This is a genomic window from Streptomyces fagopyri, from assembly GCF_009498275.1.
Lineage (GTDB): Bacteria > Actinomycetota > Actinomycetes > Streptomycetales > Streptomycetaceae > Streptomyces > Streptomyces fagopyri.
Window position 1 is genome coordinate 134,969 of sequence record NZ_CP045643.1, and the last position, 25,346, is coordinate 160,314.

The window sequence follows — 25,346 nt, forward strand, 5'->3', positions numbered from 1 at the left end:
TTCGGTACGTCCTCGTGCGACGGCGACCGGCCGTCGAGGCGCGTCTCACCTCGCGAGGGGTGTCCTCGGTGTCCAGAGCGAGCCAAGCACATCTCGGGCGGCTCAGGGGGTACCCGGCCGTCATGGCGAAACTGCACCTTCCACGGCGAAACGATCATCACGGCAGGGACGGGGTGCTGCCGCCGGAGGAGGTCGGCCCGGAGCCGGCGGTGGAGCGAGCGGCACCGGACAGTCCGGTGAAGCTGCCGAAGCGTGCGTGGGGCGCGGCGCTGAGGGGTGCCCTGCGCGAGTTCAAGGACGACGAGCTGGCCGACCGGGCGGCCGCGCTGACGTACTACGGAGTGCTGGCGCTGTTCCCGGCACTGCTGGTGCTCGTCTCCCTGCTGGGCGTCATCGGCAGGTCGGCCACGGACAAGGTGCTGGCCAATCTCAGGCAGCTCACGCCCGGAGCGGCCCACGACATCATCACCAGGTCCGTGGAGCAGTTGCGGAACAACTCCGGCGCGGGCTCGGTCGTGGCGGTCATCGGCATCGTCCTGGCGGTGTGGTCGGCGTCCGGGTACGTGGCGGCGTTCATCCGTGCGGCGAACGCCGTCTACGACATGCCCGAGGGGCGTCCGGTGTGGAAGATCCTGCCGGTGCGCGTGGGCGTGACCGTCGTGCTGATGGTTCTCGCGGTCGCCGGCTCCGTGATCGTGGTGTTCTCCGGCGGCGTGGCCCGGCAGGCCGGGAGCGCGCTGGGTGTGGGAGACACGGCGCTGGCGGTGTGGTCGGTCGCGAAGTGGCCCGTACTGGTCGTGCTGGTCACCGTCATGATCGCGATCCTGTACTGGGCGACCCCGAACGCCAAGGTGAAGGGGTTCCGGTGGATCACGCCGGGCAGCCTCCTCGCCCTCATGATCTGGATGATCGCCTCCGCCGGATTCGCCTTCTATGTGGCGAACTTCGCGTCCTACAACAAGACCTACGGCACGATGGCCGGGGTCATCGTCTTCCTGGTGTGGCTGTGGATCAGCAATCTGGCGATCCTGCTGGGGCTGGAGTTCGACGCCGAGACGATCCGCCAGCGGGCCATCGCCGGTGGCCACCCGCCGAAGGCGGAGCCCTACACCCAGCCCCGCGACACCCGCACGTGGGACGAGGAGGACCGCCGCCGGCTCGGCGACTTCTGACCGCGTCTCACGGCCGGTACGGCGCCGGCCGCGACGGCCGCCGCAGGCAGAGCCGGCCGATTCGCAGTCCCTGCCCTGAACCGCTCTGTCGGGGGTACCCGCCTGTTCACGGACTGCCGCGGCTCGCCACAGAGCCCGGCGGTGGCCGAGGAATCTGGCAGGAGGTGATTGCCGTGTCGAGTGTGCGGTCGCGCACAGAGGCGCCCGATGGGCAGGCACAGGGGGCCGGATCGGACCAGGTGGGTGAGCTGGTGCACCGGGCTTCGCAGCAGCTGACCGAACTGGTCCGGGGCGAACTCCGGCTGGCGCAGGCGGAGATGAAGGAGAAGGGTAGGCACTACGGCAAGAGCGGCGGACTGTTCGGCGGCGCCGGGATCGTGGGCTTCCTGATGCTGGAGGCTCTGGTGGTCTCCGCGATCGCCGCCCTGGCCGTGCCGCTGCCGGTGTGGGCCGCGGCACTGATCGTCACCGCGGTGCTGGGTGTGATCGCCGCGGTCCTGGCCCTGACCGGGAAGAAGCAGATCAGCCAGGCGGCGCCGCCCGTGCCCGAGCAGACCATCGACCATGTGAAGGCCGATGTGGCCGAGATCAAGAGGAGTGCCCACCGATGAGCAACCCGTCCGACCACGAGCAGACCGCCGCGACCCCCGATGAACTGCGTGAGCAGGTCGAGCAGACCCGTGCCGAGCTCGGTGAGACGGTGCAGGCACTGGCCGACAAGACCGACGTCAAGGCCCGGGCCAAGGAGAAGACCGCCGAGGTCAAGGAGCAGACCGTGGCGAAGGCCGGAGAGCTGAAGGCCAAGGCCGCCCAGGCCGCGCATCAGGTCCAGGACAAGCTGCCCGACCAGGTCAAGGAGAAGGCGGCCCAGACCGCCGCCCAGGTCCGGGAGAAGGCCGCGAAGGCCGGAGGCGTCTGGGAGAAGAAGGCTCCCGAGCCGGTACGGGTGCAGGCCGCTGAGGGGGTCCGTGCTGTACGGGACAACCGCAAGATGTTGGTGGCGGCCGGAGGCGCGACGGCCCTCGCGTGGCTGATGTTCCGCCGCAAGAAGGGCTGAAGTCGATGAGAGCCTCGAAGGTCGCCTACAAACCGGTCGGCCTCGCCCTGGGCGCCGCGGGCGGACTGCTCGCCGGCATGGCCTTCAGGCAGGCGTGGAAGATTCTCACCCACGCCGAGGACGCCCCCAACGCCACCGACGAGAACCGTACTTGGGGTGAGATCCTGCTCGCTGCCACGTTGCAGGGTGCGATCTTCGCCGGGGTGAAAGCGGCCGTCGACCGCGCCGGTGCCACCGCCACGCGTCGCGTGACCGGTACCTGGCCGGGCTGACGGCCCGCGCCGACGACGGTCGGATCACCGGAAGCGTTCGCCGACCTGAGCGTCAGCACCAGCACCAGCACCAGCACATGGAAGCCCCCGACCGCTGCAACTCAACGCGGTGCGGGGGCTTCCGCCGGGTTGGACGGGATCGGTGGCAGGGTGTGTCCGGCCGAAGGCGAATGGACAGCCTCAACGACCTTCCCTCGGGACATATGACATCACCTACACCCGGAGTCCTTCGACCGACCCTGGAACAAGGCGTGTTGCTCCTGTCGAACGCGGCGCGCTCGTGTCAGTGCGCAGGAACTCGCGTCAACTGAAGCGCTCGATGTCGGCAGTACGGGACAGGTCTCTCTGCTGGCCACAGAGCACCCACACGTCGATGAGTTGTAGGCGTAGGGGGGCGCGGGAGAGGAGCACCTTCAGCCCGTAGCGATCAGCGCGCAAGAGGTCTGTCGTGGTCTGCTCGTGCTTGGCAGGGTGGGCTCATGACTCCGGGGTTCAGCGGTGAGGTCGCCGAGTATTACGCGAAGTACCGCCGGGGCTACTCGCGGCAAGTCCTGGACGCCCTCCAGGCAGCATGGGAGCTGGACACGGACGATGTCGTACTCGATCTGGGGTGCGGCACCGGTCAACTCGCTCTTCCGCTCGCCTCCCGGGTCCGCTCGGTCATCGGAATGGATCCGGAACCGGACATGCTCCGGCCGGCCAGAGAATCTGCCGCGCGCCAGTCAGAACAGAACGTGACCTGGGTGCTGGGATCAGACACGGATGTGCCGACGCTGGGCGCCCTTGTGGGGAAAGGCTCGCTGGCGATGACGGTGATAGCCAACGCGATCCACTGCATGGATTATCGCGGCCTCTTCCCCGCGCTGCGGCCGTTGTGCCGCGCCGGAGGCGGTGTCGCGGTGGTGGCCGACGGAACACCGTTGTGGCTGCAGGACACGGACTGGTCGCCGCCCCGCGGCGACGTCGACCAGCGCCGTGCGAAGCGCCTCCCGATCGGTACGGCCGACTCGTACGCGTGACCGCCTGCCCGCCACCCAGCGGCTCGCCGTTCGCGGTGGCCTCCAGACCAGGTACCCGATGCGATCTCTCTGACCTGCAATGATTGAGGTCCAGGTACCCCGGCGGTACTCTGGCGGCATGGCAGCACTCAACGTGGAATTCTCCGACGCGGAGCTCGAAGACCTGCGAGCGGCCGCCCAAGAGCACGGGATGACGCTGAAGGCGTTCGTGAGAGCCTCGACCACCGACGCGATCGCCCATCAGCGGATGCTGAAGGAGGCAGGGGCGGAGTTCCAGAGGGTCTTCGCGGACCCCGAGCTGGCCGCCGCCATCGAAGCGGCGGGCATCGACGACGGCCCGATGGCGCACACGGCGGGCAGGGTCGCCTGAACCAATGGCACCCACCATCCATATCGACGTCCGCTGGCTCCTGCAGCAGCATGAGACGGCCCTTCCCGGACAGCCCCACATCTCCGACTTCTCAGCGCTCGTTGCCGCCGTGGCCCGGCACCGCGTCGACCCTCCCCGCCTCGGCATCGACCCCGACGCGTCCTGGCGCGCGGCCGCGCTACTGCACACGCTGCTGCTGCTCAAGCCGCTGCCCTCGCTCAACGTACGGTTCGCGTGCGCGGTCACCATCGCCTACATGCACGCCGGCCATGAGGGCCTCGACGTCCCGTACGGCGAACTGGTCGAACTGTGCAAGGACCTCATCGCGGGCAAGGACACCGTCTTCGGCGCCGCCGACCGGATCCGTTCCTGGCGCATATGACCGTCACCATCTCTCTGAAGCCGGCTACTGGTGGCCCAACACGTTGACCACTCGGCCGTTGGGATCCCGAACGAAGAACCGGCGCACTCCCCACTCCTCGTCCCGCAACGGATGCAGGATCTCGGCGCCGCTCTCGCGCACGGTCGCGTAGACGGCGTCGACATCGTCCACCTCGACGCTCATGTCAGGGATCACCGGTGCGGTCTCGTCGTACGTCATGACGCTGACCTGTGCCGCCGGCGTGGACGGAGAGGCAAGTGTCATGATCCAGCCGTGGTTCATGACTTCCTCGAAGCCCAGCAGACCGTAGAAATCCCGGCTCTCCTGCATGGTGCCGGACTGGATATTGGGCACGACACGGCGAACAGCCATCAACGCCTCCATGAGCAAGCAATCATGTGCCTGGGCCCACCCAGTCTGACAACACAACGGTCGCCGCTCACGCTTTCGTAACGAGCCCTAACCCTGGGGGCGTTGGCCGACGCGGTCGACAACGGCCAATTTCTCCATGCTGGTCATCTCGAAGTACCAGCCGGCCGTCTGCCATTTCCCGTTGACGCGCTTGAGGCCACTGCCCTTGAAACGCAGACCGAGGTAGTCGTAGGTCTCACTGTCGAAGACGAACGTGAAGCTGGTCTTGGGGTACGAGACGCCGATCCCGTGCCGGCCGATGGCGTCCACCTGGTCGTGGTCCAGTTCAACGCCGCGGATCTTCGCGAGTGCCTCGAAGGCGGCGGCCTGCAAACCGGGAGGCATCACGCGCGGCCCCCGCATCAACATGCAGATCTCGAAGAACGCGTTCCTGTCTCCGTCCGGGGTGCCCGCACCCCCGAGCGAGAGTTCCTTGAGGAGCCTGTCCGGGTCCGTGGGCATCGTCTCGAGCTTCGCGTACGAAGTGGGCGGCCACGCCACCTCGTGCTTTCCCAGCGGAGGATCATGGTGGATCTTGCCGTGCTCCTGTCGCCGTGAGGGCCGCGAGCCGTCCACCGACAGCCAGCTCTCGTCCGTCCACGTCTTGGCCCTGCCGCCCTTCAGAGGCGTCCGTGTGCTGTACGTCCTGGTGTAGAAATACTGGTCGTTGCGCGGGATCGGCAGCCCGGAACTGTCGGACCGTGACCTGTCCGCGGCCTTGCGCAACACCTGCGCCGCGGTGAGCGACGTCCGCGGTACGGCGTTGCCGTCGCGGTTCGCCGAGGCGACGACGACGGTTCCCCCCACCGCCGCCACCGCCGCAGCGGCCGCCACCCGGAAGACCAGCCGCCGGGACGGGGTTGCCGACCCGGTCACGCGGTTCTCGCGGTGGATCTCGCTCTGCAACCGAACGCGGGCGGCCGAGCGGGCTTCGTCGGTCGGTGGCGGCACGTCGGCCTCCCACTCCCGCACCCGTGTGAGGTCATCCATGATCCGGCTCCTCCTGGTCCTCTCGACTCGTTGTGGGATCCGACCCGCCCAGCGCCTCGCGAACTCCGCTGCGGGCCCTGTGCAACCGCGAGCGCACGGTGCCCACCGGTATGCCCAGGGCCTCCGCGGCCTCCGCGTAGTCCAGGTCGCCCCAGGCGATCAGCAGCAGGACGTCCCGGTTACGGGCGGACAGCCCCGCCAGGGCCCCAGCCAGCCTGCCCCGGGTGTCCTCGGCGCTGACCCGGGCCACCACCCGGTCCTCCATCGCCTCGCCCTCGCCGCTTCCCTCGGCCGGAGCAGTGGAGGCGGCACGCGACAGTGCGCGCAGCCGGCGGGCCTCGGCACGCCTGTGCCGGCCGATGAGGTTGGTGGTGATCCCGTACAGCCACGGCACCGCCTGCGACCTCGACAGGTCGTAACGCCGGCGTCGCTGAAACGCGATCACGAACGTCTCGGCCATCAGATCGTCGGCCGCCTCGCTCCCCAACCGCCTGGCCGCGTACCGATGAATGCTGTCGGCGTAGCGGTCGAACAGGACGGCGAACACGTCAGGGTCGTCCCAGGACCGTTCGATGACCGAGGCATCGGAGTCGGCCGATCCCTCCATCACCGCGACACGGCCCACTCCGACGCCCGGTGAGGCGGTCACTGGTCGCCTCCAAGTTTCATGTGGTCCCTTTGATGATGTGGGCATGGTCACCCGTTGTTCGCCGATGCCCGCGATCGAGTTCCATCCGGGATCCCACGTCCGCGCGACGCAGTCACGAGACCGCTCCCGCACGACCACCTCCCCCGCTGCGCGTGCAGCCGATTCGCCCACCCATTCGCCGGGGCCGTCTGCCTCCGACGCACCGCCAGGGGCGTAACCGCGATCAAGCACCCCACTCATCGAGGAAGCGGTCCCGGCCCCGTGGCGGAGCGCCGGAAGCCTTCGGACAACGGTGCTGCCCCGTTCTTGTCGCCGCCCGATGCGTCCGAGGTCTGTGACATCGAGTGGCCGGGCTGAACGGGGCGCAGTCGACGGCCAAGTCCTTCCGACCGGCCCCGGAGTCGGTGCTCAATGGTGGAATCGTCGCCCCGGGGCATGGTGTGGAGCGGCTTGCTACGCGCGGTCGCTGTGGCTGCCATGTCTGCCTGCCTGCCCAGGAAGCGCAGCTTCTGACGGTTCTCAGTCGTGTCAGGCGGCTGTGCAGTCAGCCGCGAAGCGGAGCACGTAGCGACGCTGCCAAGGGGTCTCAACTGCGCGCGCATGATAGTGGTGACGCACGAAGTCCACCGCCTCACCAGCGGGTACCCCATCCAGAACGGCGAGGCAGGCCAGGGCTGTTCCTGTTCGGCCCCGGCCTCCGCCGCACGCGATCTCGACGCGCTCAGCGTCGGCGCGGGCCCATGCCATCCGGAGGACCTCTCGTGCCTGAGAGTGGTTGCTGGGCAGTCGGAAGTCCCTCCAGAGCAGCCATTGAGCTACCCAGGGAACCGTCGGAGGCGGCGCGCCGAGCAGGTAGACGCCGTAGTGAGGTACGGGCCCTTCCGGGAGCAGTTGGCGCAGTCCGCGACCACGGACCGAGCGGCCGGACGGAAGCTGGAGCACTCCCTTGCCTGTCGGTTCCCACGTCCTGGTCACGTACTCAGACTAGCTTTCAGTCGATGCGATCTCGGGCGTCCAGGCTCGGGAGGCGGGGTTCAGGAGTAGTCGGGGCTGCGGTCGCAGCATGTCGGCCGCCGTGCCGGGCGACATGCGGCCGGGGAGACCGCGCAAACCGAGGCGCGGACGGAGCTGATGTTTCGAAGACGCCGCAGCGCACCTACGTCTGCGGATCAGCGGTAGTTTTCCACCTTTACCATCGCTTCGCAGGCACGATGGAGAACCGGCGGATTCAAGCGAGGCCGCCTGCAGGGTGCCGTCCTGGCTTGGCCTCCTACACCGCGAGCGGCGAGGTGACCGGGGACCACCGTGTTCGCGTCCGCTGTCCAGGGCGGGCAGCCGAGTTCAGTTGCCCGATGTCCGGTGCGAGGTGCTACGTGTACGGGCGCGCCCAGAGCGCGTGGTGTTCCCGGCTGGGTCGCGCAGGACCTGGATCAGCTGACGCAGACGGCGGGCGAGCCTCTCACTGGGCACGAACACGACGGCCATCAGCAAGCACCGCGGCCCCGGATCCGGCCCTCGGCCGATCGATGGCCTGGGGTGGTGTTCTCGGTGTGCGCGTGGGGTGACCGTCCCGGCGCGGAGAGGACCTGTCCGGTCCGGCGGGGTGTCACGGAGTGTGGAGAAGCGGCCGGCGAGGGAAGCGGTCGACGGGGTTCAGGTGTCGGTGGGGGCCTGGCCGTGGTCGGCGCGGCGGGCGCTGAGGGCCAGGATGCCTTCGCCTTGCGTGTGGCGTTCGTCGCGGTGCGGGTGCGGACCGAGGTGGGGGCGCGAGCCGGGATCCGGGTTGGTCTGGATGGCGGCCGTGATGCTGTCCGGGCGGGTGCCGGTGTTGCCGTGCGGGAGGGCTCGGGCCGCGTCAGCTGTGGTTCAGGGACCAGGCGACCTGGTCCTGGTACCAGCGGGCGGCACTGACGTGATAGGACGAGGTCGCTTCCTCGACCTGGTCCTGATACCAACGGGCGGCGGTGACGCTGTGCGCCGAGGTAGCTTCCTCGACCTGGTCCTGGTACCAGCGCGCGGCAGTGATGCCGTGGGACGAGGCCGCTTCGTCGACCTGGCCCTGATACCAGCGCGCGGCGGTGACGCCGTGCGCCGAGGTCGCTTCGCTCTTGTGGTCCGCGGCCTGCACGGACACGTACTGGGCCTGCTGCACGGGCTGCGCGGTCACCGAGGCCGTCGCTGCCGACGCAGAGCCGCCGGCCCCGAGAAGCGCTCCACCGGCCAGCGCCGTGGAGGCGAGTGCGATCGAGAGGCGCTTCGTCATGCTGCTCATGGTCATTTCCCTTACAAAACTGCCGCGGCTTCGCCGGTCCGGCGGGCGCCGCTTCCATGTGAACCGCGATCCGGGGATCCCGGATCGGTCGGCTGGCTTCAAGGTCATCCGGAGGGGTACCTCACGTTCGACTCCGCCACAGTACCCGAGGGGCGCCTCATGTTTGCAGTGAGCATCATCACGCCACGTCACAGGTGCGGGATTGCGACCGGAAACACGTCGACAGGGGAATTCGAGAGGGCCCTCATGTCACGCTCCAGCCGTGAGCCACCACCACGCCCCGACCGCGAGCGAGACACCGGCGAAACCCCTGCGCCGTGACGCACAGCGCAACCGGGACGCGATCGTGGCCGCCGCCCGCACCGCCTTCTCCGAACAGGGCCTCGGAGCGTCACTCGAAGGCGTCGCCCGGGAAGCCGGCGTCGCGATCGGCACGCTCTACCGCCACTCCCCCACCCGCCTCGACCTCGTCGAGACACTCTTCGACGCGAAGTACACGGAACTGCTCGCCACCGCCGAAGAAGCAGCCGCCATGGACGACGCCTGGGAAGGATTCACCGACGAGGGCTGCCGCGAGCAGTCCTGACCAGACGAGAAGTGAGTGGCCGCGGAGAACTGCCGCGCATCACTCCGGTATGTCACGGCATCGAGGCTGCGACCGCATCCGACGCACGACCGGACCCGCCGGCGCCCGATCGCCCGAGGCGCTCCCGCACCCCCTCCACCTCTCCCCTGTCGAACACCAAGAGCAGGCGCGCGGAGCTGAGCAGAGAGAAGCTCCAGCAGCTCACCAGCCCCGGGAGCCACGGGGCATGTCATGAGAACAGCCGGCTCGGGTGACCCGAATACGAAGCGGCCGATCCGGGTCGCCCCGGACCGGCCGCTTCATGTGCGGCGTTCTCAGACGGCTCCCGCTCGGTGATACGTCGGGAAGCCGGTTCTTGTGACCCGATCAGCCGATGAATCGCACCGAGCGCGGGCCTCCGATATGGGCCACCGAGCGGCCGGGTTCCAGGTTCAGGACAAAGGCGGTGCAGTCGGCGCCGGAGTAGACGCTCATCGTCTTGTCCGTCTGGTTGGCGATCAGATCCGGCCGGACCTGAAGGTTGATGCAGACGTTGTCCGACGGGTTGGTGATCCGGAACTCCTGACCGCTGATCGAGAAGTACCGAAGCGCTCCCGTGGCGGCCTGAGCGCTGGTGGACAGGCCGGCGGCCAGAACGGCCGCCGCGCCAACCGCCAGGCCGAGCCTGGCCAGACGGGCGAGTGTGAGCATGAAGGGTCCCCGTTCCCTGTGCGTCGCCGGCACTCAACGTCCGGCTGCCGAGTGAGAGAGCCCCGTTCGGGGCTGGTTTGCGTGTCTGTTCTTCAGACCGGACCGGCGACCCGCCGCGCCCGGGTTACGCCCTCCGTCGTGTCCGGGCCGGTGGGAGGTGGATCGCGCTGCCTCAGATCGTGCCCGCGACGGCCCCTCAGGTCACGAGTAGTTGCTACTCAACCCGGACGCGGCGCGCCACAGACCGTCGGGCGCGGTGTGCACGACCCCCTCCAGCCATGGCCGTACCTGTCTCGGCAGGTGAGGAGTCGGCGAGACCCACTACGCGGGGGTGGGGTCCCGCCGCGGTGCGATGCCGCTACCCACCCTTCGTTCCGGCCCTTGCGTCACCTATCGTAATTCGATAGATTCCCATCGTTATTCGATGGAAGGGCAGGTCGTGGGAAAGTTGGCAGTGCGCGCGTTGCGCGGTGTACTCGCGGTGGTGCTCGTCGGCACCGTGTTCGTACAGGCGTCGATGGTGTGGACGTTGATCAGCGGGAGGGACCCGGAGGACGGTTCTGTCCCGCTGACGGCGCTGCGCGTGATCACGATCGCGGGCATGGTGTCGGCCCAGGTCGCGTCGGTCTGCGTGTGGCGGCTGGTGGCGATGGTGCGACGCGGAACCGTGTTCTCCCATCGTGCCTTCCGGTACGTGGACGGTGTGATCGGCGCGATCGTGGCGGCCGGTCTCCTGTGGTTCGCGGTCACGGCCGTCAACGCGCCGGGCCAGCGGGACGACCCGGGTGTCACCCTCATCATGGGCGGCGTCGGCGTGGCCATCCTGGGGGTCGCGCTCATCGTGCTCGTGCTGCGGATGCTGCTCGCCCAGGCGGTGTCGCGCGATGTCGAAGCCGCGCGGATGCAGGCCGAGTTGGACGAGGTCATCTGATGCCGATCGCCGTCGACATCGATGTGATGCTGGCCAGACGGAAGATGTCCGTGGGTGAGCTCGCGGAACGCGTCGGAATCACACCCGCCAACCTGGCGGTACTCAAGAACGGCCGCGCCAAGGCAGTGCGCTTCGCCACACTCGCCGCGCTCTGCGAGGCACTCGAATGCCAGCCGGGCGACCTGCTGCGCTGGGAGACCGAGGACCCCGCGGACGGATGACGCACCCCAGGGCGAACGTGAGAACGTCCGGCACCACCGGACCCCATCGTGACGGGTACCGCATCGCCGTGGATCGCCGGTCACCTACAGCACCGGCCGGAACCCTCAGAGCGGTTCACGGGAGTTTCACGTCGGACCGTAGAGACCGGCCTCAGGACAGAATGAGGTCCTCATGGATACGTATCCCCTCCGCCTCACCGCCCACGGCCTGCTGCTTCGCGAATGGACGAGCCAGGACCTCCCCGCTATGCAGAAAGTGTTCGACGACCCCGACGTCGCCTACCGGACCCCCTTGGAATCACCGTTCGACCCTGCTGCCGCATTGCGATACCTGAACAACGCACACCAGGCACGACAGGGCAACGAACGGATCCACCTGGCTGTCACCACCGATGGGCATCAGGCGCTGGGAGAAATCCTGCTCAACCAGGTCACCGGCAGCATCGGCTACATCGTGGGCACAGCTCACCGAGGAAAGCGACTGGCGACGCGCGCGCTTCGAGTGATGACCGAGTACGCGCACACCACCATCGCCCTGCCGCGCGTGATCCTCGAAATCGAACCCGACAATCACCCCAGCATCGCCGTCGCACGATCCGCCGGTTTCCACCCCTCCGACCTAGCGCCCGAGACCGTTACCGACAAAGGACGGACGTACGAACTACGCACCTGGGAACACCACTTCAGCGCCCGCCGAGTTCACAAGGCAACTGGCTGATCGACTACAACGTCCCCCACCCGGTGGGGGCTCCGACGCGACCGCGGTGACGCGACGACTGCTCCGCCTCGCCGTAGGCGAGGAACTTCGCACACACGTCAACGCGTCACCCTGAGCGGACGGCACCATGCGCTCCCCTGAGCATCCACTGCCCCTCCGGCAACAACCCGCGAGCAGACCCTCACCATGACAACTCGCCGCGTTCGGCCTGTGCAGGGCTCCAACGAGGTCTTGCTCGCCTGCCGTGACCGCCGCGGTGGCGTGTACTCCCCCGAGAGCAGGCCTCTCCCCGAGCTTCTGCCCGGTGAACTCCCGCACCACGCCCGGTCGCACGCTGCCGGGCGACCTCAAGGTGGACTGGGCACCTTGGGACCCCGGTCAAGCGCGCCCCCTCGGTAGCCGGCGCCACCGAACACCACGCCCAAGGACGTGGGCCCGGACATCGCACACGGTGGTGGTCCGCCCACACGGTCAGCACCGTGTCGGGCCGCGCCTCGACTGCGGCCGCATCCGCCCCCGACCGCGAGGATCCGACGACGCGTGGAACGGCGCGGAACGGAGTGGAACGCCCAACCCTCGGGTGGTCACGCGGGGTCGCACAGTCCGCGCACCCTGGGGGTGCGCGGCCTCGAACGGGCCGGCTCCACCGAATCAGCGCATGGGCCGAGAACCGGGACAGGGATGAATATTTCGAGGAAAAGCCAACTGTTCGTGGCGGTCGGGGCCTTGGTGGCCTCGCTGGCCGTGTCCGGGGGCACCGCGTCGGCCACCACGCCCGCAGGGGCCGCGGACCGCGCGGCGAACTCGCAGAGTTTCAGCATCACTTCCGACAACCAGCAGAACCAGTTCGTCCAGGCGGTCGGCACCCCCAATGCGACGGTGGTGATCGCGGGCACCGTGAATCTGGACCTGAGCGGCCTGTCGGCCATACCGGTGGCGCCCGGGGTTCGGATCACCGGCGATCGCACGGTCGTCGCGAAGGGGCCGCGGATCTTCACGACGACGTTCCCGCGCACGCTGCTCACCATCGGGGACAGCAACGGCGGGACCGCGGACAACGTCCGGATCAGCGGGATCAGATTCGACGGCGGGGAGCCGATGGACCCCGGGGCGTCGGTGGGCACCACGGACGCCAACGGGATCGACATCTGGTCCAGCCAGAACGTGGAGATCGACCACGACGAGTTCGCCCGGTGGCGCGGCGCGGCGATCAACGTGCAGGATCCGGGCAACCGGATCAACCGTGCCAACGCCGACACGGTGTGGGTGCACGACAACTACATCCATGACAACCAGCACCCCACCATGGACGGCATCGAGGACGCGTTCGGCAGCCACCACGGCGCCGGCTACGGCGTGGCCCTCAACAACGGCGCCTACGCGCTGATCGAGAAGAACGAGTTCCAGGCCAACCGCCACTCGGTCACCGGTGACGGCCGGCCGGGCACCGGGTACCTGGTGTACCGCAACCTCATGGAGTCACCCGGGCTCGGCTTCTCACTCCTGGGCTGGGACCACTACGAGCACCTCATCGACATGCACGGCCGCGGGGACTGCTCCAACTACCAGTGCGGGCCGGCCGGCGAGTACGCGGACATCGCCTACAACTCCTTCCCGTCCACCAACTCGACCGAGATCAAGCTGCGCGGCACGCCGACGGACGGCTTCAACGTCGAGAACAACGTCTTCGCCCACACGGTCCGCTGGTCCACCACGTTCACCAACGGCGCGCTGGACCAGACCGAGACAGGTCTGCACGACAACGGCGGGAACATCCTGGGTGCGAACCGGGACAATCAGCGCACGTGCGACTTCGACGGTGACGGCGTCGCCGACCCCTTCATGACCACCGGCCTGACCTGGTGGTACGCCACCAGCGCCGGCGACCAGCACTGGGTCTACCTCAACCAGTCGAACGAGCGCATCGCCGACCTCCGGTTCCGCGACGTCAACGGCGACGGCCTGTGCGACGCAACCTCGGTCAACACCGGCAAGGTCTATTACACCCACCGCCAGACCGACGACTCGGTACGTCCCAGCAACGGAATGCCCGTGGTCGCCCCCGTCCCCGGCTCCTCGGTCGCCATGGCCTCCCAGGACGAGACGGACTCCGCGAAGGGGGTCCAGGCGTTCGCCGTCGACGCGCAAGGCGGGCTGCACACCACCCACATCGTCCCGGGGCAGCCCGCCCCGGACTGGACCGCCGACTACGACACCCCCGCACCGCTGACGTCCGTGGCGGCGGCGACCAACGCCGACGGGCGGATCGAACTGTTCGCCCTCGACCGGAACGGGCTGATCTACTCACGCGCGCAGACGAGTCCCGGGTCGAGCACGTGGTCGGCATGGAGGAACCTCGACGGCATCCTCAATTCGATCTCCGTGGCGCGCAACCAGAACGGAACCCTCCAGATCTTCGGCACCAACTCCGCCGGTACGATCTGGACCCGCTCCCAGCAGCAGCCTTCGGTCGACAACTGGAACGGCTGGCAGCAGATGGACGGCCTCCTGAACAAGATCGTCGCGGGAACCCACGCGGACGGGACGATCGAGGTCGACGGCTTCAACTTCAACGGCACCCCGTTCCACCGCCGGCAGACCACCGTCAACGCCACCAGCCCCGGGTCCGGCTGGTCGCCCTGGGCTCAGATGTTCACGAATCAGGGGGTGCTCACGGACATCTCCGTAGCCCCCACCTATTACCAGGAGTTCGCGTTCTTCGGTGTCTTCGGTGACGCGGCGTACCAGAACACCGAGGTGTCATGGGGTGGCTACAACACCGGCGGATGGCACGCCCTCACGTATGGCGGCGGCATGCGCAACGTCGCCGCGCAGCGGTGCGGCACTGACGTGCTCCTCATCGGCGTCACCGACGACGGAAAGACCGAGATCAACGAAATCGGGGGCGGGTTCATCGGCGGCGATTACGGGTGGAGCCTGATCAACGGCACCAAAGCGCGCGCCACCTGATCCGTCCCGGCGATGCGGCGAACTGACACGTCGGCGTCCACGTAGGGGCGTCGCACGACGGCCAGGGCCCTTCCCCACGGCCGCGTTGTCAGCGTCTTCCCGGATTGTTCGAGCCCCTTGAATCACTTCCGACGCGGAACAACGGAGCTCGTCGGCGGAGGCACTCGGCCATGGCAGCTTGTTCCCGAAGCCTCCGATGCCGCCTCATCATGTCCGGTCCGCCCAGGTGATGCTCATTGCCTGGGCGGACACCTGGCAACGGGGAATTCCACTACCGGTGACCGGGGCGAGCTGACGGCCGTCGTGCCGCTGGAGTCGGTCGAGGCGGTCCTTCAGGAGGAATGAACGACCACCCCCGGGACGACTACCGACACCTGCGTGTCCTCGATGTGGGGCCCGGCGATTACCTCTGAGGTAATCGCACCGCCCAACGACCCTCGGCTACGTTCGGGTCATCGTCACACCCTCCCCCGGAACGAAAGGAGCCCCATGGTGCCCGCTTACGGCTTCGCTCACCTCCGCAGCCGCCGAGATCACTCCGACATCATCGAGTACCTGGAGCGCATCCAGGCAACCCTCGACCCTTTCGCGGGCCGCTTCGTCATCCACGGTCAGCCGGTCGAAGTCGTAGAGGGTGCGTGGCCCGGCAGCATGGTACTGATCGAGTTCCCCGGCCTGGCCGAAGCCCGTGCCTGGTACGACTCTCCCGCCTACCGCGCCATTCTCCACTTGCGTACCGACCACGTGGAGGGCGACTTGGTGCTGATCGAGGGCGTCGGTCCGAACTATGACCCGGCCGAGCGGGCTCGCAAGTTGCGAAGTGAGGGCGGCCGAGAGCGCTGATCAACGCCCATGGATCTGCGGTGGGTTGGATGCGAAGAGCAACCTTCCTCGAGTCATTGACTGACTGGAATCGCGTAGTCCGACGTTGGCCCGTCGGCTGTGAAGCCCCCCTCAGCGCACGGTAGTTACCCGGGGCGGGGCGACGCGAGGCGGTTCCCCGATCGACGAGGTCGGGCGGGAGGGCGCGCCAGGGTGATGCCGGCCGCCGTACCTGGAGGCCGGCGTTGCCTTCTGCGTAGCCGAGTTGGTCGACGAAGGGGACGAGCGCGGACGGCTCAGGGTGGCGCATGGTCGCATTCGGCAACGGTGGGCGGCCGTCTGCGCGTGTCCCGATACGACCAGGTCGCTGGGGAGTCCGCGCCGTCCACCTGAGGGGTCCGTTGCGGTCACGGCACCAGGGCGTGTATCGAAAGTCGATTTTCGATGTGGACGGCATCCGTTGCGGGGGTGGCGCCCGGCGGCCGCCTTTCCAACACTGGTGACGTACAGGCGACGGGGGGCACAGACATGGCGACGCGCACAGAACCGGCGCAGGCACCGCTACCGGAGCGGCGGCCGGAGCTGGACGCGGTCCGGATGCTGGTCGTGATCGGGCTGGTCTTCTTCCATTCGGCGCTCGTATTCGCTGCCGACGACGACTTCTACGTCAAGAACGCCGAGACCACCGAAGCCATCGTGATCATCGCCGGGTTCGGGGTCGTCTGGGCCATGCCGCTGCTCTTCCTCATCTCCGGCCTCGGTGCCTGGCACTCGCTTCAGCGTCGCGGCGCGTGGGGCTTCGCCGGCGAGCGGCTGCTGCGGCTCGGCGTTCCGCTGGTCTTCGCGACCCTCGTGCTGAACCCGCTGCCGCAGTGGCTGCGGCTGCGCTCGGCCGACGCCGACTATCATGAGTCGTACCTCGGCTTCCTGCCCCGTTTCTACGACGTGCACCTGGAGCCCGAAGAGTTCCCCTTCCTCGTCCAGGGCCAGTACTTCGAGACCGGCCATCTCTGGTTCGTCGTGCTCCTCCTGGCGTTCTCCCTCATGCTGGTGCCGTTCCACCGGTGGTTGCCGCGCGAACGCGTCCGCCGCATCGACGACCGGGTGGCGGAGGCGACCCTGCACCGGCGGGACGTCGTGTTCCTGCCGGCCCTCGCCTTCGCGGCGATCTGTGCCTTCGCACGGCTGGAGGAGGACTACGCTGGCTGGCACCGCTGGTCGTACCTGCTGTTCTTCGTTGCCGGCTTCGCGCTCGCCGGTGACGACCGCTTCCGCACCGTGATGCGGCGCGATGGCGGGACCGCAGCCTGGCTCGGCGCCCTGCTGTTCGCGGCAGCCGGCCCCGGCTTTGCCCTGGCCGACGAGCCCTTCACGGAGATGACCGTCCTGGCCACCGCCTCACGGGCGCTGTTCGGTGCGGCCGGATGGTGCCTGGTGGTCGCCATCCCGGGCCTCCTCGACCGCCGGCGGCTGGAGCAACCGCGTGCGGCGCCGAACCCGACCCCGACGACGCGTCGGCGCCTCTACGGCTATCTCGCCGCAGCCGTGCTGCCGCTGTACGTCCTGCACCAGCCGATCGTGGTCGCCGTCGCGTATTTCGTGATCGGCTGGTCCGCGCCGATCCCCGTCGAGTACGCCCTGCTCGTGGTGATCGCCCTCATCCTCACCCTCACCGCGTACGAGCTCCTGGTCCGCCGCACGCGGGCGACCCGCTTCCTGTTCGGGATGCGACCCTAGAAGCGTCTCGAACGTGCTGGTCACAGCCATTCGTTGACAGCCGCCAGCATGGTCGGAAGAGAACACCCGTCAAGAATGCCACCGACATGCGAGACACCAGACGGGGGCGCTCGGCGTACTTCCGATCCACGGCCTAGCGACCGCGTCGACGGCTCTTGGCGCGGCGAGGGTAGGGGAAGAGCCGTGGACGACGCCGGGCGGCTACGTCCTCGATCCAGCCGAAGAGCAGGATCGCCAGGCAGATCAGCGGAACGGAGATCACCAGCGGCGTCCACTGGCTCGCCAGCAGCCATTGGGCGTGGTTGTAGAAGAAGGAGTTGCTCCACAGCGGGTCGATCAGCGGCTCGGTCAGCACCAAGGCGAAGGAGTGCCACAGGTAGACGGTGACGGCGCGGGAGTTGAGCAGGCTGATCACGCCGTTGAACCGTTCGAGCGGCTTGGGCCACTGTTCCCAGGAGGGGCTCAGGTGGAGCAACAGCATCACCGCGCCGAACGACCAGATCGCCTGGGCTACCGGCACCGCTTCCAGATCGTGCCCGAGTCGTGGGTTGTCCACCGGCGACCGCAGCAGCCACCAGTAGCCGAACATGAGCACCAGCGGTGCGAGGGAGGGCACGATGTACCGCGGGATCTTGCGGAGCAGACCCTCCTGGTGGGCCATACCCAGCAGCCAGCAGGCGCCGAAGGTGGTGAAGTCGGTCGCGGCCTCCATCAGCCGGCCGGACTGATCGACCAGTCCGGAGTTGATGAAGAACGCGAGCGCCAACGGCACCAGCAGGGTGACCCAGGGAAGTTTCCGCATCGCCTTGAGCATCAACGGCGACAGCAGTACGTACCAGAGGTAGGCGCGCAGGTACCACAGCGGCACGCAGATCTGTTCGGCCCAGGAGCTCGGCAGATGTCCGCCGAAGGTGTGCAGCGACGCTCCGAACGGAGGCTCGCTGAGTGGCAGGACCCAGTAGGCCAGTTCGCCCCACCACCAGTTGGCGGGGTGGTGGGAGTCGGGCCCCCAGCCCTCCAGGACCATCAGCGGCACCACGACCGCGCCGAACAACCACATCGGTGGCAGCAGACGGCGCAGCCGGCCGCGGATCACACTCAGTGCCGGCCGCTTGAGGGAGCGCACCATCAGCGATCCGGCCAGCGCGAACATGACGCCCATGGAGGGAAAGACGATCGGAAGCCAGGTCCAGCTGAAGTTGTGGTAGACCACCACGCGGACCAGGGCGAGCGCCCTCAACAGGTCGAGGTAGCGGTCGCGGCCGGGTCTGCTCGCGGGGGCAGGGGACGCCTCCTCGGGCCGCGGGACCCGCGGGGCGGGCAACACGGCAGGGTCCGTCACCCGCAGGGCGACGGTGGAGGCGTCCTGGATGCCGAAGGCACCCCGTTCCGCGGTACTCATGAAGAAATCGCCCCCGTTGTGACGTCGAGCCCTACCTCACCGGTGCGCCGCAGCTTCTGCCAGCGCAACCGGCCCCCGGTCACCGCGGTGATGAAGGACTGCAGCAGCACCATGTACATGAGCACCCGGTAGACCACTTGCTGGGCCGGCAGCGTGATCAGATGCCACGCCCTCTCCCTGTCCAGGCGGAAGGACCACCAGGCGCAGACGGCCTGCAGGGCCATCACCGCGAACCAGGCAGCCAGGGTCCTGTACGCGTCGACGAAGACCACGCCGTAGACCATGCCGATGTCGATGGCGGGCGCGAGCATCGGGGTGAGCACCATGAACAGGGCGACGAACGGCAGACCCACCCGGCCGAAGCGGCCTGCCGCGCCGCGCTCCAGCACCGCGTGCCGGTGCTTCCACATCGCCTGCATGGTGCCGTAGCTCCAGCGGTATCGCTGTGACCACAGCTGCTTCATGCTGTCGGGCGCCTCGGTCCAGGCGCGGGCGTTCTCGGCGTAGACGATTTTCCAACCTGCCCGGTGCAGCGCCATGGTCACGTCGGTGTCCTCGGCGAGGGTGTCCTCGCTCATGCCGCCCACCTGTTGCAGCGCCGTGCGGCGGAAGGCGCCCACGGCGCCGGGGATGGTCGGCATGCAGTTGAGTACGTCGTACATCCGGCGGTCGAGGTTGAATCCCATGACGTACTCGATGTGCTGCCAGGCGCCGATCAGTGTGTCGCGGTTGCCGACCTTGGCGTTGCCGGCCACCGCGCCGACGCCTGGGGTGCCGAAGGGCTGCACCAGTTCCCGGACGGTGGCGGGCTCGAAGACCGTGTCGCCGTCCATCATGACGATCAGGTCGTACGAGGCGGCGGCCACACCGGTGTTGAGGGCGGCCGGCTTGCCGCTGTTCGGCTGCCGGATCAGCCGGACCATCGGCAGGTTGAGTTCCTCCACGATGCCGGCCGTGTCGTCGGTCGACCCGTCGTCGACCACGATCACCTCGATGGGATGGTCGCTTCTGGTGAGTGAGAGCACGGTGTTGGTGATGCACTCCTGCTCGTTGTACGCCGGTACCACCACCGTGACCGGTGCGGTGACGGGATCACCCCAGGAGAACCCCGGTCTGCGGACGCGCCGGACGTGGATGGTCGAGAGCACCAGCATCAGCACGAACCGCGCCATGACCAGCACCCCGACGACCGCGAGCAGGCCGACCAGCCATGGCAGCAGCCGTACCGAGAAGGCGGTGCACCACAGGAACGCCTTGCCGACCCACAGGTTGTAGCTGGTGACCTTGGTGTTGGCGGAGCCGGTGCCGAGGGCCTCGCCGATGGTCTTGAAGGTGTAGCCCTGGGCCTTGAGTTTGTCGATGATGACCGGCAGCGCGGCCAGTGTCTGCGCCCGGTTGCCGCCCGCGTCATGGAGCAGGATCATCTCGCCCTGGCCGGGGAGGTCGGGCATGGCGGCCTTGACGATGGAGTCGACGCCGGGGCGCTTCCAGTCGTCGGTGTCCTTGTCGATGAAGGCGGTCAGGTATCCCTCCGACCCGGCCTGTCTGGTCACCGGCCACGACCAGTCGTCGAGCGCGTCCACAGTGGAGGAGTAGGGCGGGCGGAAGAGGCTCGAGTGGATGCCGGCGACACCGGCCAGCGCGAGTTGGGTCTCACCCAGCTCCCAGGTGAGTCGGGTGCCGGAGTGCAGCGCGAGGTCGGGGTGGGTGAAGGTGTGCAGACCGATCTCATGGTCGTCGGCGACGATCTGGCGGATCAGTGCCGGGTTGCGGGTGACCATCGAGCCGGTGACGAAGAAGTCGGCACGGACGTTCTCCTCTTCGAGCACTTTGAGGATCTTCGGCGTCCACTGGGCGGACGGTCCGTCGTCGAAGGAGAGGACGACGGTCTTCTCCGGGATCGTGTAGTTGACCGGCTTGCTGTTCTTGTCGCCGCGCGCGTCGACGACCGGGCCGCCCTCCAGCACGCTGGTCGGGACGGTGCCTTTGTCCACCGAGACGGCGATGCGCTCGTCGTGGAAGACCTCGTTGTTCGCCATGCCCCGGAGCACCATCAGCGCCAGCAGGGTCGCCAGTACGGTCACTGGCAGGAAGAAACGCAGGGGAGGTGCGGCAAACCGGCGGGGTCGCGCGATGGACTGCCGGGGGCGTTGACGGCGGGAGCGGGACATGGACTTCCTGGTCAGTGGCGTCTGGCTACGGTGCGGCGGTGGTCACGGAGCTTGACGCTGCCGTACGGACCGCCGTCGTCGCGGTGCCTGACGCGGTGGCGTCGGACGTGGTCGCTGTGGTGGTGGTGCTCGGTTCGGGCTTGGCGACGCCGGGAGCCGCGGGCAGCGGCGCGTTCAGGTACTGGCTGGGTGGCGTGGTGTTCGCGGTGCCGGGGACGGTCAGGGCGGGTGCCTGTGACTGGGTTCCGGCGAGGCCGGAGACCATCGCCGCCACAAACCCCGTACAGATGAGGCCCAGCAGCCAGCCGAAACCGCGTAGGCGGCGGCCCCGCAGACCGGTCTGGTCCACAAAGACGGGAGCTGACTCGACCTCCGTGGAGGCACTGGTCATCGACAGCCTCGAGCTTTCTCGTCGTGTTGCAACTGCCAGCTCGGCGCTGCCGAAAGTAGGGAGTGGCGCGAAAAATGATCCATGCGCGGGGAAGTGGAGTGATCCACCCCGCTTCCGATCTTGCTGCAAGATTAGTATGGAGATTCAGTGAATGTCACGCGGGTCTCGTAAGGTCCCTGCTATCCAGCCCGCCTCCAGCCTGATCGGACCTCCCCGCATGGTCATAGCCCGCAGCCGCCTGACCGCCGCCGCGCTCCTCGTCGTCGCCGTCTTCTTCCTGGTGGACGCCTGCGGCGGCGCGGGGAGCAAGGGCGGCGCCAACGCGGGCACGGCCACCGCATCGGCCGCGCACTTCCAGGTCTCGTCCATGCTCAAGCCGTCCGGCCGCACGCTGGGCGTGGTCGACGACAAGACGCCCTGGCAGTACGGCATCGTCACCGCCTTCACCAAAGAAGCAGGCCGGGCTCCTGACATCCGCGAGTACTACAGCTCCTGGGGCGACGACTTCGACGCGGAGGGCAATGCCTTCTTGTGGCGGCACGGCCAACTGCCGATGATGGCGCTGGTCCCCTCCGACACCTCGCTCGCCGACATCGCGAAGGGCAAGGACGACGCCTACATCGGTCGGCTGGCGGACCAGATCGCCTCCTACGACGGCCCCTTGGCCCTCTCCTTCGCCGGCGAGATGAACGGTCCGTGGAACTCCTGGGGCCCCCAACACGCCAAACCCCGCGACTTCGTCGCGTCATGGAGACGCGCACACGACATCTTCACCGCGCGGGGCGTCACCAACGTGATCTGGGTGTGGACTCCGCACGTGGTCGACTCGGGCACCACCGCCGAGCTCCGGCCCTACTACCCGGGCAGTGCCTACGTCGACTGGGTCGGCCTCATCGGTTACTACGGGCCGATCGACGGCATCGCCTTCTCCAGCCTGTTCACTCCCACCCTGCGCGAGATCGCGGGCTTCTCCGCCAAGCCGGTGCTCATCGCGGAGACCGGGGTGGCAGAGAGCGACGACAAACAGGCTCACATCCGCGACCTGTTCCAGGGCGCCGCGAAGGCCGGCGTCATCGGGCTCATCTGGTACGACCAGCGCAAGGACTGGCCGGGCGGCAAGCAGCTGATGGACTGGCGGATCAGCACCTCGGTGGGTGCGCTGGCCGCGTTCCAAGTGGAGTCGGCCCGCAACGACTTCGGTCATTCGCTCAAAAACGGCTGATCCGCGGCGAACAGCGCAAGTCGGGCACAAGCTCGCAAGGAACGACCTTTATCGTCGCGCATCGGTGCGACCGAAACACACGGGTACGGACACCCGACCAGGGGGGATCACGAAGATGACGACGGAACCGTCACCGGGCCAGGGGGCTCCGCGGGACGAGTACGGCTGGGCCTTCCGGCCCCGCAATCCTGCTGCCGACCCGCACCCGTACGCGGAGCCGCGACAGACGGATCCGGCCGCACCCGGGGACGGCCGGCCGCCGGCCGAGCCGCACGACAGATCCTCCGGCACACGGTGGGATGCCACCATGCCGCTGCGGTTCCCCGAGCCCCGCACCGGTGCCCACGAGGCCACGCGCACGCCGGCTGCCTGGACACCCCCGCACTCCCGGCGCGGCAACGAAACATCGGACCATGAGACCGGGTACACGTCACCGGCCACCGCCGTCCTCGCCCCCGTGACCCCGCACCACCCTGAGCCTGTCGCCGCACAGGCGCCTGTCTCCGCACAGGCGCCTGTCTCCGCACAGTCGAACCCGCCCGCGGGCGCGGGCGGCAAACGGCCCAGGAAGACCAGGTCCGCGGGCAGGATCGCACTCGCCCTTGCCGTCCTCGCCGCCGCGGGCGGGGCCGCCGCCGTCCTGCTCAAGCAGGAGGCCACGGCCACCAGCGCCTCCAAGGAGCTGACGCAGGTGTGGCAGATACCGGCGCCCGCCGCCGACGACGCGCTGATCGGCAGCTGGCTCACCGACAAACTGCTCATCCGGGCCTCCAGCCGAGGCGGCCTACAGGCCTACCACCTCACCGACGGCAAGCAGGCATGGAACGCCGCGGACTTCACCGGCCCCGCCGGACGCGGCACCGTCCCTTGCGCGATGTCCCCGACGCTCAGCGCCCACGGCATCGGCACGGTCGCCTTCGGAAAGGACGGCAGCACTTGCACCTGGCTGGCCGCTGTCAAGGCGTCCACCGGAAAGATCCTCTGGTCCACGCCGCTGACCAACGCCAAGCACCCCACCGCGGCGACCACCTCGACCTACCTGCAGGGTGATGTCGCCACCATCGTCGGCGAGAACTTTCTCGGCGGTGTGGACATTCGCACCGGTAGCCGCGTCTGGAGCTACAAAGCCCGCGGTCACTACTGCAACGCCTACGACTGGGGCACCAACGGCACCGTACTGGTGGCCGACTTCTGCCTCGACCAGAAGACCAGGTTCACCCTCACCGCCTTCAACGGCAGGACCGGAAAAGCGATCTGGCGGAAGCCCGAAAGCGCCCACTCCGACGTGACGCACATCCTGTCCGGCTCGCCGCTGGTCGCCGCCGTCCACACGGCGCGCCAGGACGTCGTGCGGGTTCTTGGCACCACCGGGACGGGACGCAAACTGGCCGTGGGCGACGACGAGCTGACGACCGGCAACGACACCGGCGCCGACCACTCCGTCCGGCTCTACGGCAACGTCCTGGTCACCCCGGCCTCGGCCTCCGGCAGCGCGGTGATCGACGGCTTCGACACCACCACCGGCGCCAAACTCTGGACCCACCACGCCGCCGCGCTCGCCATCCCGGCGTCAGGCGCGGACGACAAGGTGTACGCCGTCACCACGTCGGGCTCCCCCCAGCTCATCACCATCGACCCACGCACCGGTCGCACTGTCCCGGTGGCGGACCTGCCGATGGGGACCGGCAAGTGGAGCTTCACCTCCGGCACGGTGTACGTCACCTCGGACGGCGCCGTGCTGGAACTCAACGCCCTCGGGACGAACGGCGGAGCGCGGCTCTACCGGTAGGGCCTCCCGCTGACCGGGATGAGGCGTGCCGGGCCGGCCACGCGGGGAGCCAGAGTGTGGGCGCGCAAGGGCGTGTTGCGCGGATCGCGCAGCCCGGGGCGCCTCACCCTGGCCTCGACGCGGCTCTTCACCATGGGCGATGTCCTTTCGCGCTGCGTCCGACACGACGCTGATCATCTGCCCTCTCACGAGGATTGAAGGCCGACGGGTCCTCGTGAGACCCACGATCACGCATGCCCCCGGACGGTTCCGGGCTCCCCGGCCCGCGCCGCGCCGGGCCTCGCCCGATCGCGCCGACTCGGCTCGGGGGGAGCCTCCAGGACATCGCCGTGGAACGGACGTCGGCACTCCGGTCCGCTGAGCGGCACACGCCACGACAGGCGGGGGCCGGCCCAGCACGCTGCTTGCCAGAACACGGCGGACACCGTTGCAGAAAGGCAATCACTGATGAACGTTCGCAAGAGAGTGGTCCCGGGCGGCGTCCTGGCGATGGTCATGGCGGCCGTCTCGCTGCTCGGTACGGCTGCCGGAGCCAACGCCTCGCCGGCGACCGCGCCGACGATCGTGGCGCAGCGTGTCGTCACCATCGACCAGGCGGACACCCACCGGTTCCTGGACGCCCACGAGATCGACAGTCTCGACTTCCGGGTGGTCACCCGGCCGTTCCAGAACAACGACACCCAGCACTGGCTGCTGACCGACCTGAGCAACGGTCTCTCCACGATCCAGCAGGTGAGCACGGGCCGGTATCTCGACGCCTACCAGGGCTCCGGCGACGACTTCCGCGTCGTCACCCGCACCGCGGAGAACGACGCCACCCAGGCGTGGATCATTCTTCCGTCCACCAACGGGACCTTCACGATCCAGGAGGCCAGCAACAGCCGGTATCTCGACGCCTACGAGCTGCCTTCCCAGGACTTCCAGGTCGTCACCCGGCAGTGGAAGAACGCCGACGAGGAGCGCTGGCGGATCATCAACGTCTGACCGTGGGGGCGAGGGCCCGCTCGCCCGGTCGCCGGCAGCGGACCGCTCCTGGACAGCGGCGAGGTCCTCTTCGTGCACCACAGCGGCAGCGGCACGCGGACCATTACCGGTGAAGGCT

General features: G+C 68.4%; 26 protein-coding genes. 17 read left to right on the forward strand and 9 right to left on the reverse strand.

The window, feature by feature from the left end; genetic code table 11:
- Positions 1 to 122 precede the first annotated feature (122 nt).
- The 7 genes from GFH48_RS00600 to GFH48_RS00630 all read left to right on the forward strand — a co-directional run bounded on the left by GFH48_RS00600 (position 123) and on the right by GFH48_RS00630 (position 4,272).
- A complete protein-coding gene (locus tag GFH48_RS00600) occupies positions 123 to 1,172 on the forward strand; it encodes a YihY/virulence factor BrkB family protein (protein WP_153286338.1) in 1,050 nt (349 codons plus the stop codon).
- A 239-nt stretch (positions 1,173 to 1,411) separates the two neighbouring features.
- Positions 1,412 to 1,783 carry a phage holin family protein gene (locus tag GFH48_RS00605; RefSeq protein ID WP_153286339.1) on the forward strand — a complete coding sequence of 124 codons (372 nt, stop codon included), beginning with the start codon at positions 1,412 to 1,414 and terminating at the stop codon, positions 1,781 to 1,783.
- The gene (locus GFH48_RS00610) at positions 1,780 to 2,229 is read left to right on the forward strand and encodes a DUF3618 domain-containing protein (RefSeq protein ID WP_153286340.1); all 450 of its coding nucleotides are present in this window, start codon (positions 1,780 to 1,782) and stop codon (positions 2,227 to 2,229) included. The genes GFH48_RS00605 and GFH48_RS00610 overlap by 4 nt, the downstream gene beginning before the upstream one ends.
- Positions 2,230 to 2,234: 5 nt before the next feature.
- Complete coding sequence (locus GFH48_RS00615) at positions 2,235 to 2,501, forward strand: DUF4235 domain-containing protein (RefSeq protein WP_153286341.1); 267 nt, start codon at positions 2,235 to 2,237, stop codon at positions 2,499 to 2,501.
- Positions 2,502 to 2,980: 479 nt separating this feature from the next.
- A complete protein-coding gene (locus GFH48_RS00620) occupies positions 2,981 to 3,520 on the forward strand; it encodes a class I SAM-dependent methyltransferase (RefSeq protein ID WP_153286342.1) in 540 nt (179 codons plus the stop codon).
- 118 nt (positions 3,521 to 3,638) lie between these two features.
- Entirely contained in the window at positions 3,639 to 3,890 is a 252-nt protein-coding gene (locus tag GFH48_RS00625; protein WP_228120210.1) for a hypothetical protein, read from the forward strand.
- Positions 3,891 to 3,894: 4 nt separating this feature from the next.
- Positions 3,895 to 4,272: a toxin Doc gene (locus GFH48_RS00630; RefSeq protein ID WP_153286343.1), complete on the forward strand. Its 378-nt coding sequence runs from the start codon at positions 3,895 to 3,897 to the stop codon at positions 4,270 to 4,272.
- Between the two features lie 24 nt (positions 4,273 to 4,296).
- Here GFH48_RS00630 and GFH48_RS00635 read toward each other — a convergent pair whose 3' ends face one another.
- From GFH48_RS00635 to GFH48_RS00655, 5 genes are all read right to left on the reverse strand, one after another.
- Positions 4,297 to 4,644: a VOC family protein gene (locus GFH48_RS00635; RefSeq protein WP_153286344.1), complete on the reverse strand. Its 348-nt coding sequence runs from the start codon at positions 4,642 to 4,644 to the stop codon at positions 4,297 to 4,299.
- 87 nt (positions 4,645 to 4,731) lie between these two features.
- Entirely contained in the window at positions 4,732 to 5,673 is a 942-nt protein-coding gene (locus GFH48_RS00640) for a CU044_5270 family protein (protein WP_153286345.1), read from the reverse strand.
- On the reverse strand, positions 5,666 to 6,322 hold the full coding sequence (locus GFH48_RS00645) for an RNA polymerase sigma factor (RefSeq protein WP_407698600.1): 657 nt from the start codon (positions 6,320 to 6,322) through the stop codon (positions 5,666 to 5,668). The genes GFH48_RS00640 and GFH48_RS00645 overlap by 8 nt, the downstream gene beginning before the upstream one ends.
- A gap of 528 nt (positions 6,323 to 6,850) precedes the next feature.
- Positions 6,851 to 7,297 (reverse strand): phosphatase domain-containing protein, encoded by a 447-nt coding sequence (locus tag GFH48_RS38840; RefSeq protein WP_153286346.1) that lies wholly within the window; start codon positions 7,295 to 7,297, stop codon positions 6,851 to 6,853.
- 880 nt (positions 7,298 to 8,177) lie between these two features.
- Entirely contained in the window at positions 8,178 to 8,594 is a 417-nt protein-coding gene (locus GFH48_RS00655) for a hypothetical protein (protein WP_153286347.1), read from the reverse strand.
- 262 nt (positions 8,595 to 8,856) lie between these two features.
- Here GFH48_RS00655 and GFH48_RS00660 point away from each other — a divergent pair, with 262 nt between their 5' ends.
- Entirely contained in the window at positions 8,857 to 9,180 is a 324-nt protein-coding gene (locus GFH48_RS00660) for a TetR/AcrR family transcriptional regulator (RefSeq protein WP_153286348.1), read from the forward strand.
- Between the two features lie 366 nt (positions 9,181 to 9,546).
- On the opposite strand, the gene GFH48_RS00665 is transcribed toward GFH48_RS00660, so the two are convergent.
- A complete protein-coding gene (locus tag GFH48_RS00665) occupies positions 9,547 to 9,870 on the reverse strand; it encodes a hypothetical protein (protein ID WP_153286349.1) in 324 nt (107 codons plus the stop codon).
- 439 nt (positions 9,871 to 10,309) lie between these two features.
- Here GFH48_RS00665 and GFH48_RS00670 point away from each other — a divergent pair, with 439 nt between their 5' ends.
- The 6 genes from GFH48_RS00670 to GFH48_RS00695 all read left to right on the forward strand — a co-directional run bounded on the left by GFH48_RS00670 (position 10,310) and on the right by GFH48_RS00695 (position 17,269).
- Positions 10,310 to 10,801, forward strand: coding sequence for a DUF2975 domain-containing protein (locus tag GFH48_RS00670; protein WP_153286350.1), 492 nt, complete (start codon positions 10,310 to 10,312; stop codon positions 10,799 to 10,801).
- Entirely contained in the window at positions 10,801 to 11,022 is a 222-nt protein-coding gene (locus GFH48_RS00675; protein WP_153286351.1) for a helix-turn-helix domain-containing protein, read from the forward strand. Before GFH48_RS00670 ends, GFH48_RS00675 begins: the two co-directional genes overlap by 1 nt.
- 172 nt (positions 11,023 to 11,194) lie before the next feature.
- Positions 11,195 to 11,740: a GNAT family N-acetyltransferase gene (locus GFH48_RS00680; protein ID WP_153286352.1), complete on the forward strand. Its 546-nt coding sequence runs from the start codon at positions 11,195 to 11,197 to the stop codon at positions 11,738 to 11,740.
- 711 nt (positions 11,741 to 12,451) lie between these two features.
- The gene (locus GFH48_RS00685; protein ID WP_194280441.1) at positions 12,452 to 14,710 is read left to right on the forward strand and encodes a tectonin domain-containing protein; all 2,259 of its coding nucleotides are present in this window, start codon (positions 12,452 to 12,454) and stop codon (positions 14,708 to 14,710) included.
- A 492-nt stretch (positions 14,711 to 15,202) separates the two neighbouring features.
- The gene (locus tag GFH48_RS00690; protein WP_153292647.1) at positions 15,203 to 15,553 is read left to right on the forward strand and encodes a DUF1330 domain-containing protein; all 351 of its coding nucleotides are present in this window, start codon (positions 15,203 to 15,205) and stop codon (positions 15,551 to 15,553) included.
- 507 nt (positions 15,554 to 16,060) lie between these two features.
- A complete protein-coding gene (locus tag GFH48_RS00695) occupies positions 16,061 to 17,269 on the forward strand; it encodes an acyltransferase family protein (protein WP_153286354.1) in 1,209 nt (402 codons plus the stop codon).
- A 133-nt stretch (positions 17,270 to 17,402) separates the two neighbouring features.
- On the opposite strand, the gene GFH48_RS00700 is transcribed toward GFH48_RS00695, so the two are convergent.
- The 3 genes from GFH48_RS00700 to GFH48_RS00710 are packed head-to-tail and all read right to left on the reverse strand — an operon-like array spanning position 17,403 to position 21,233.
- Positions 17,403 to 18,671, reverse strand: coding sequence for an acyltransferase family protein (locus GFH48_RS00700; protein WP_153286355.1), 1,269 nt, complete (start codon positions 18,669 to 18,671; stop codon positions 17,403 to 17,405).
- Positions 18,668 to 20,842, reverse strand: a complete 2,175-nt coding sequence (locus tag GFH48_RS00705; protein WP_194280442.1) for a glycosyltransferase — start codon at positions 20,840 to 20,842, stop codon at positions 18,668 to 18,670. The genes GFH48_RS00700 and GFH48_RS00705 overlap by 4 nt, the downstream gene beginning before the upstream one ends.
- 25 nt (positions 20,843 to 20,867) lie before the next feature.
- Positions 20,868 to 21,233, reverse strand: a complete 366-nt coding sequence (locus tag GFH48_RS00710) for a hypothetical protein (protein ID WP_153286356.1) — start codon at positions 21,231 to 21,233, stop codon at positions 20,868 to 20,870.
- Positions 21,234 to 21,450: 217 nt separating this feature from the next.
- On the opposite strand from GFH48_RS00710, the gene GFH48_RS00715 reads away from it, so the two are divergent.
- From GFH48_RS00715 to GFH48_RS00730, 3 genes are all read left to right on the forward strand, one after another.
- Entirely contained in the window at positions 21,451 to 22,455 is a 1,005-nt protein-coding gene (locus tag GFH48_RS00715; protein WP_153286357.1) for a glycoside hydrolase family 26 protein, read from the forward strand.
- A 115-nt stretch (positions 22,456 to 22,570) separates the two neighbouring features.
- Positions 22,571 to 24,244, forward strand: a complete 1,674-nt coding sequence (locus GFH48_RS00720; RefSeq protein WP_153286358.1) for an outer membrane protein assembly factor BamB family protein — start codon at positions 22,571 to 22,573, stop codon at positions 24,242 to 24,244.
- 447 nt (positions 24,245 to 24,691) lie between these two features.
- The gene (locus GFH48_RS00730) at positions 24,692 to 25,228 is read left to right on the forward strand and encodes an RICIN domain-containing protein (protein WP_153286360.1); all 537 of its coding nucleotides are present in this window, start codon (positions 24,692 to 24,694) and stop codon (positions 25,226 to 25,228) included.
- Positions 25,229 to 25,346 lie beyond the last annotated feature (118 nt).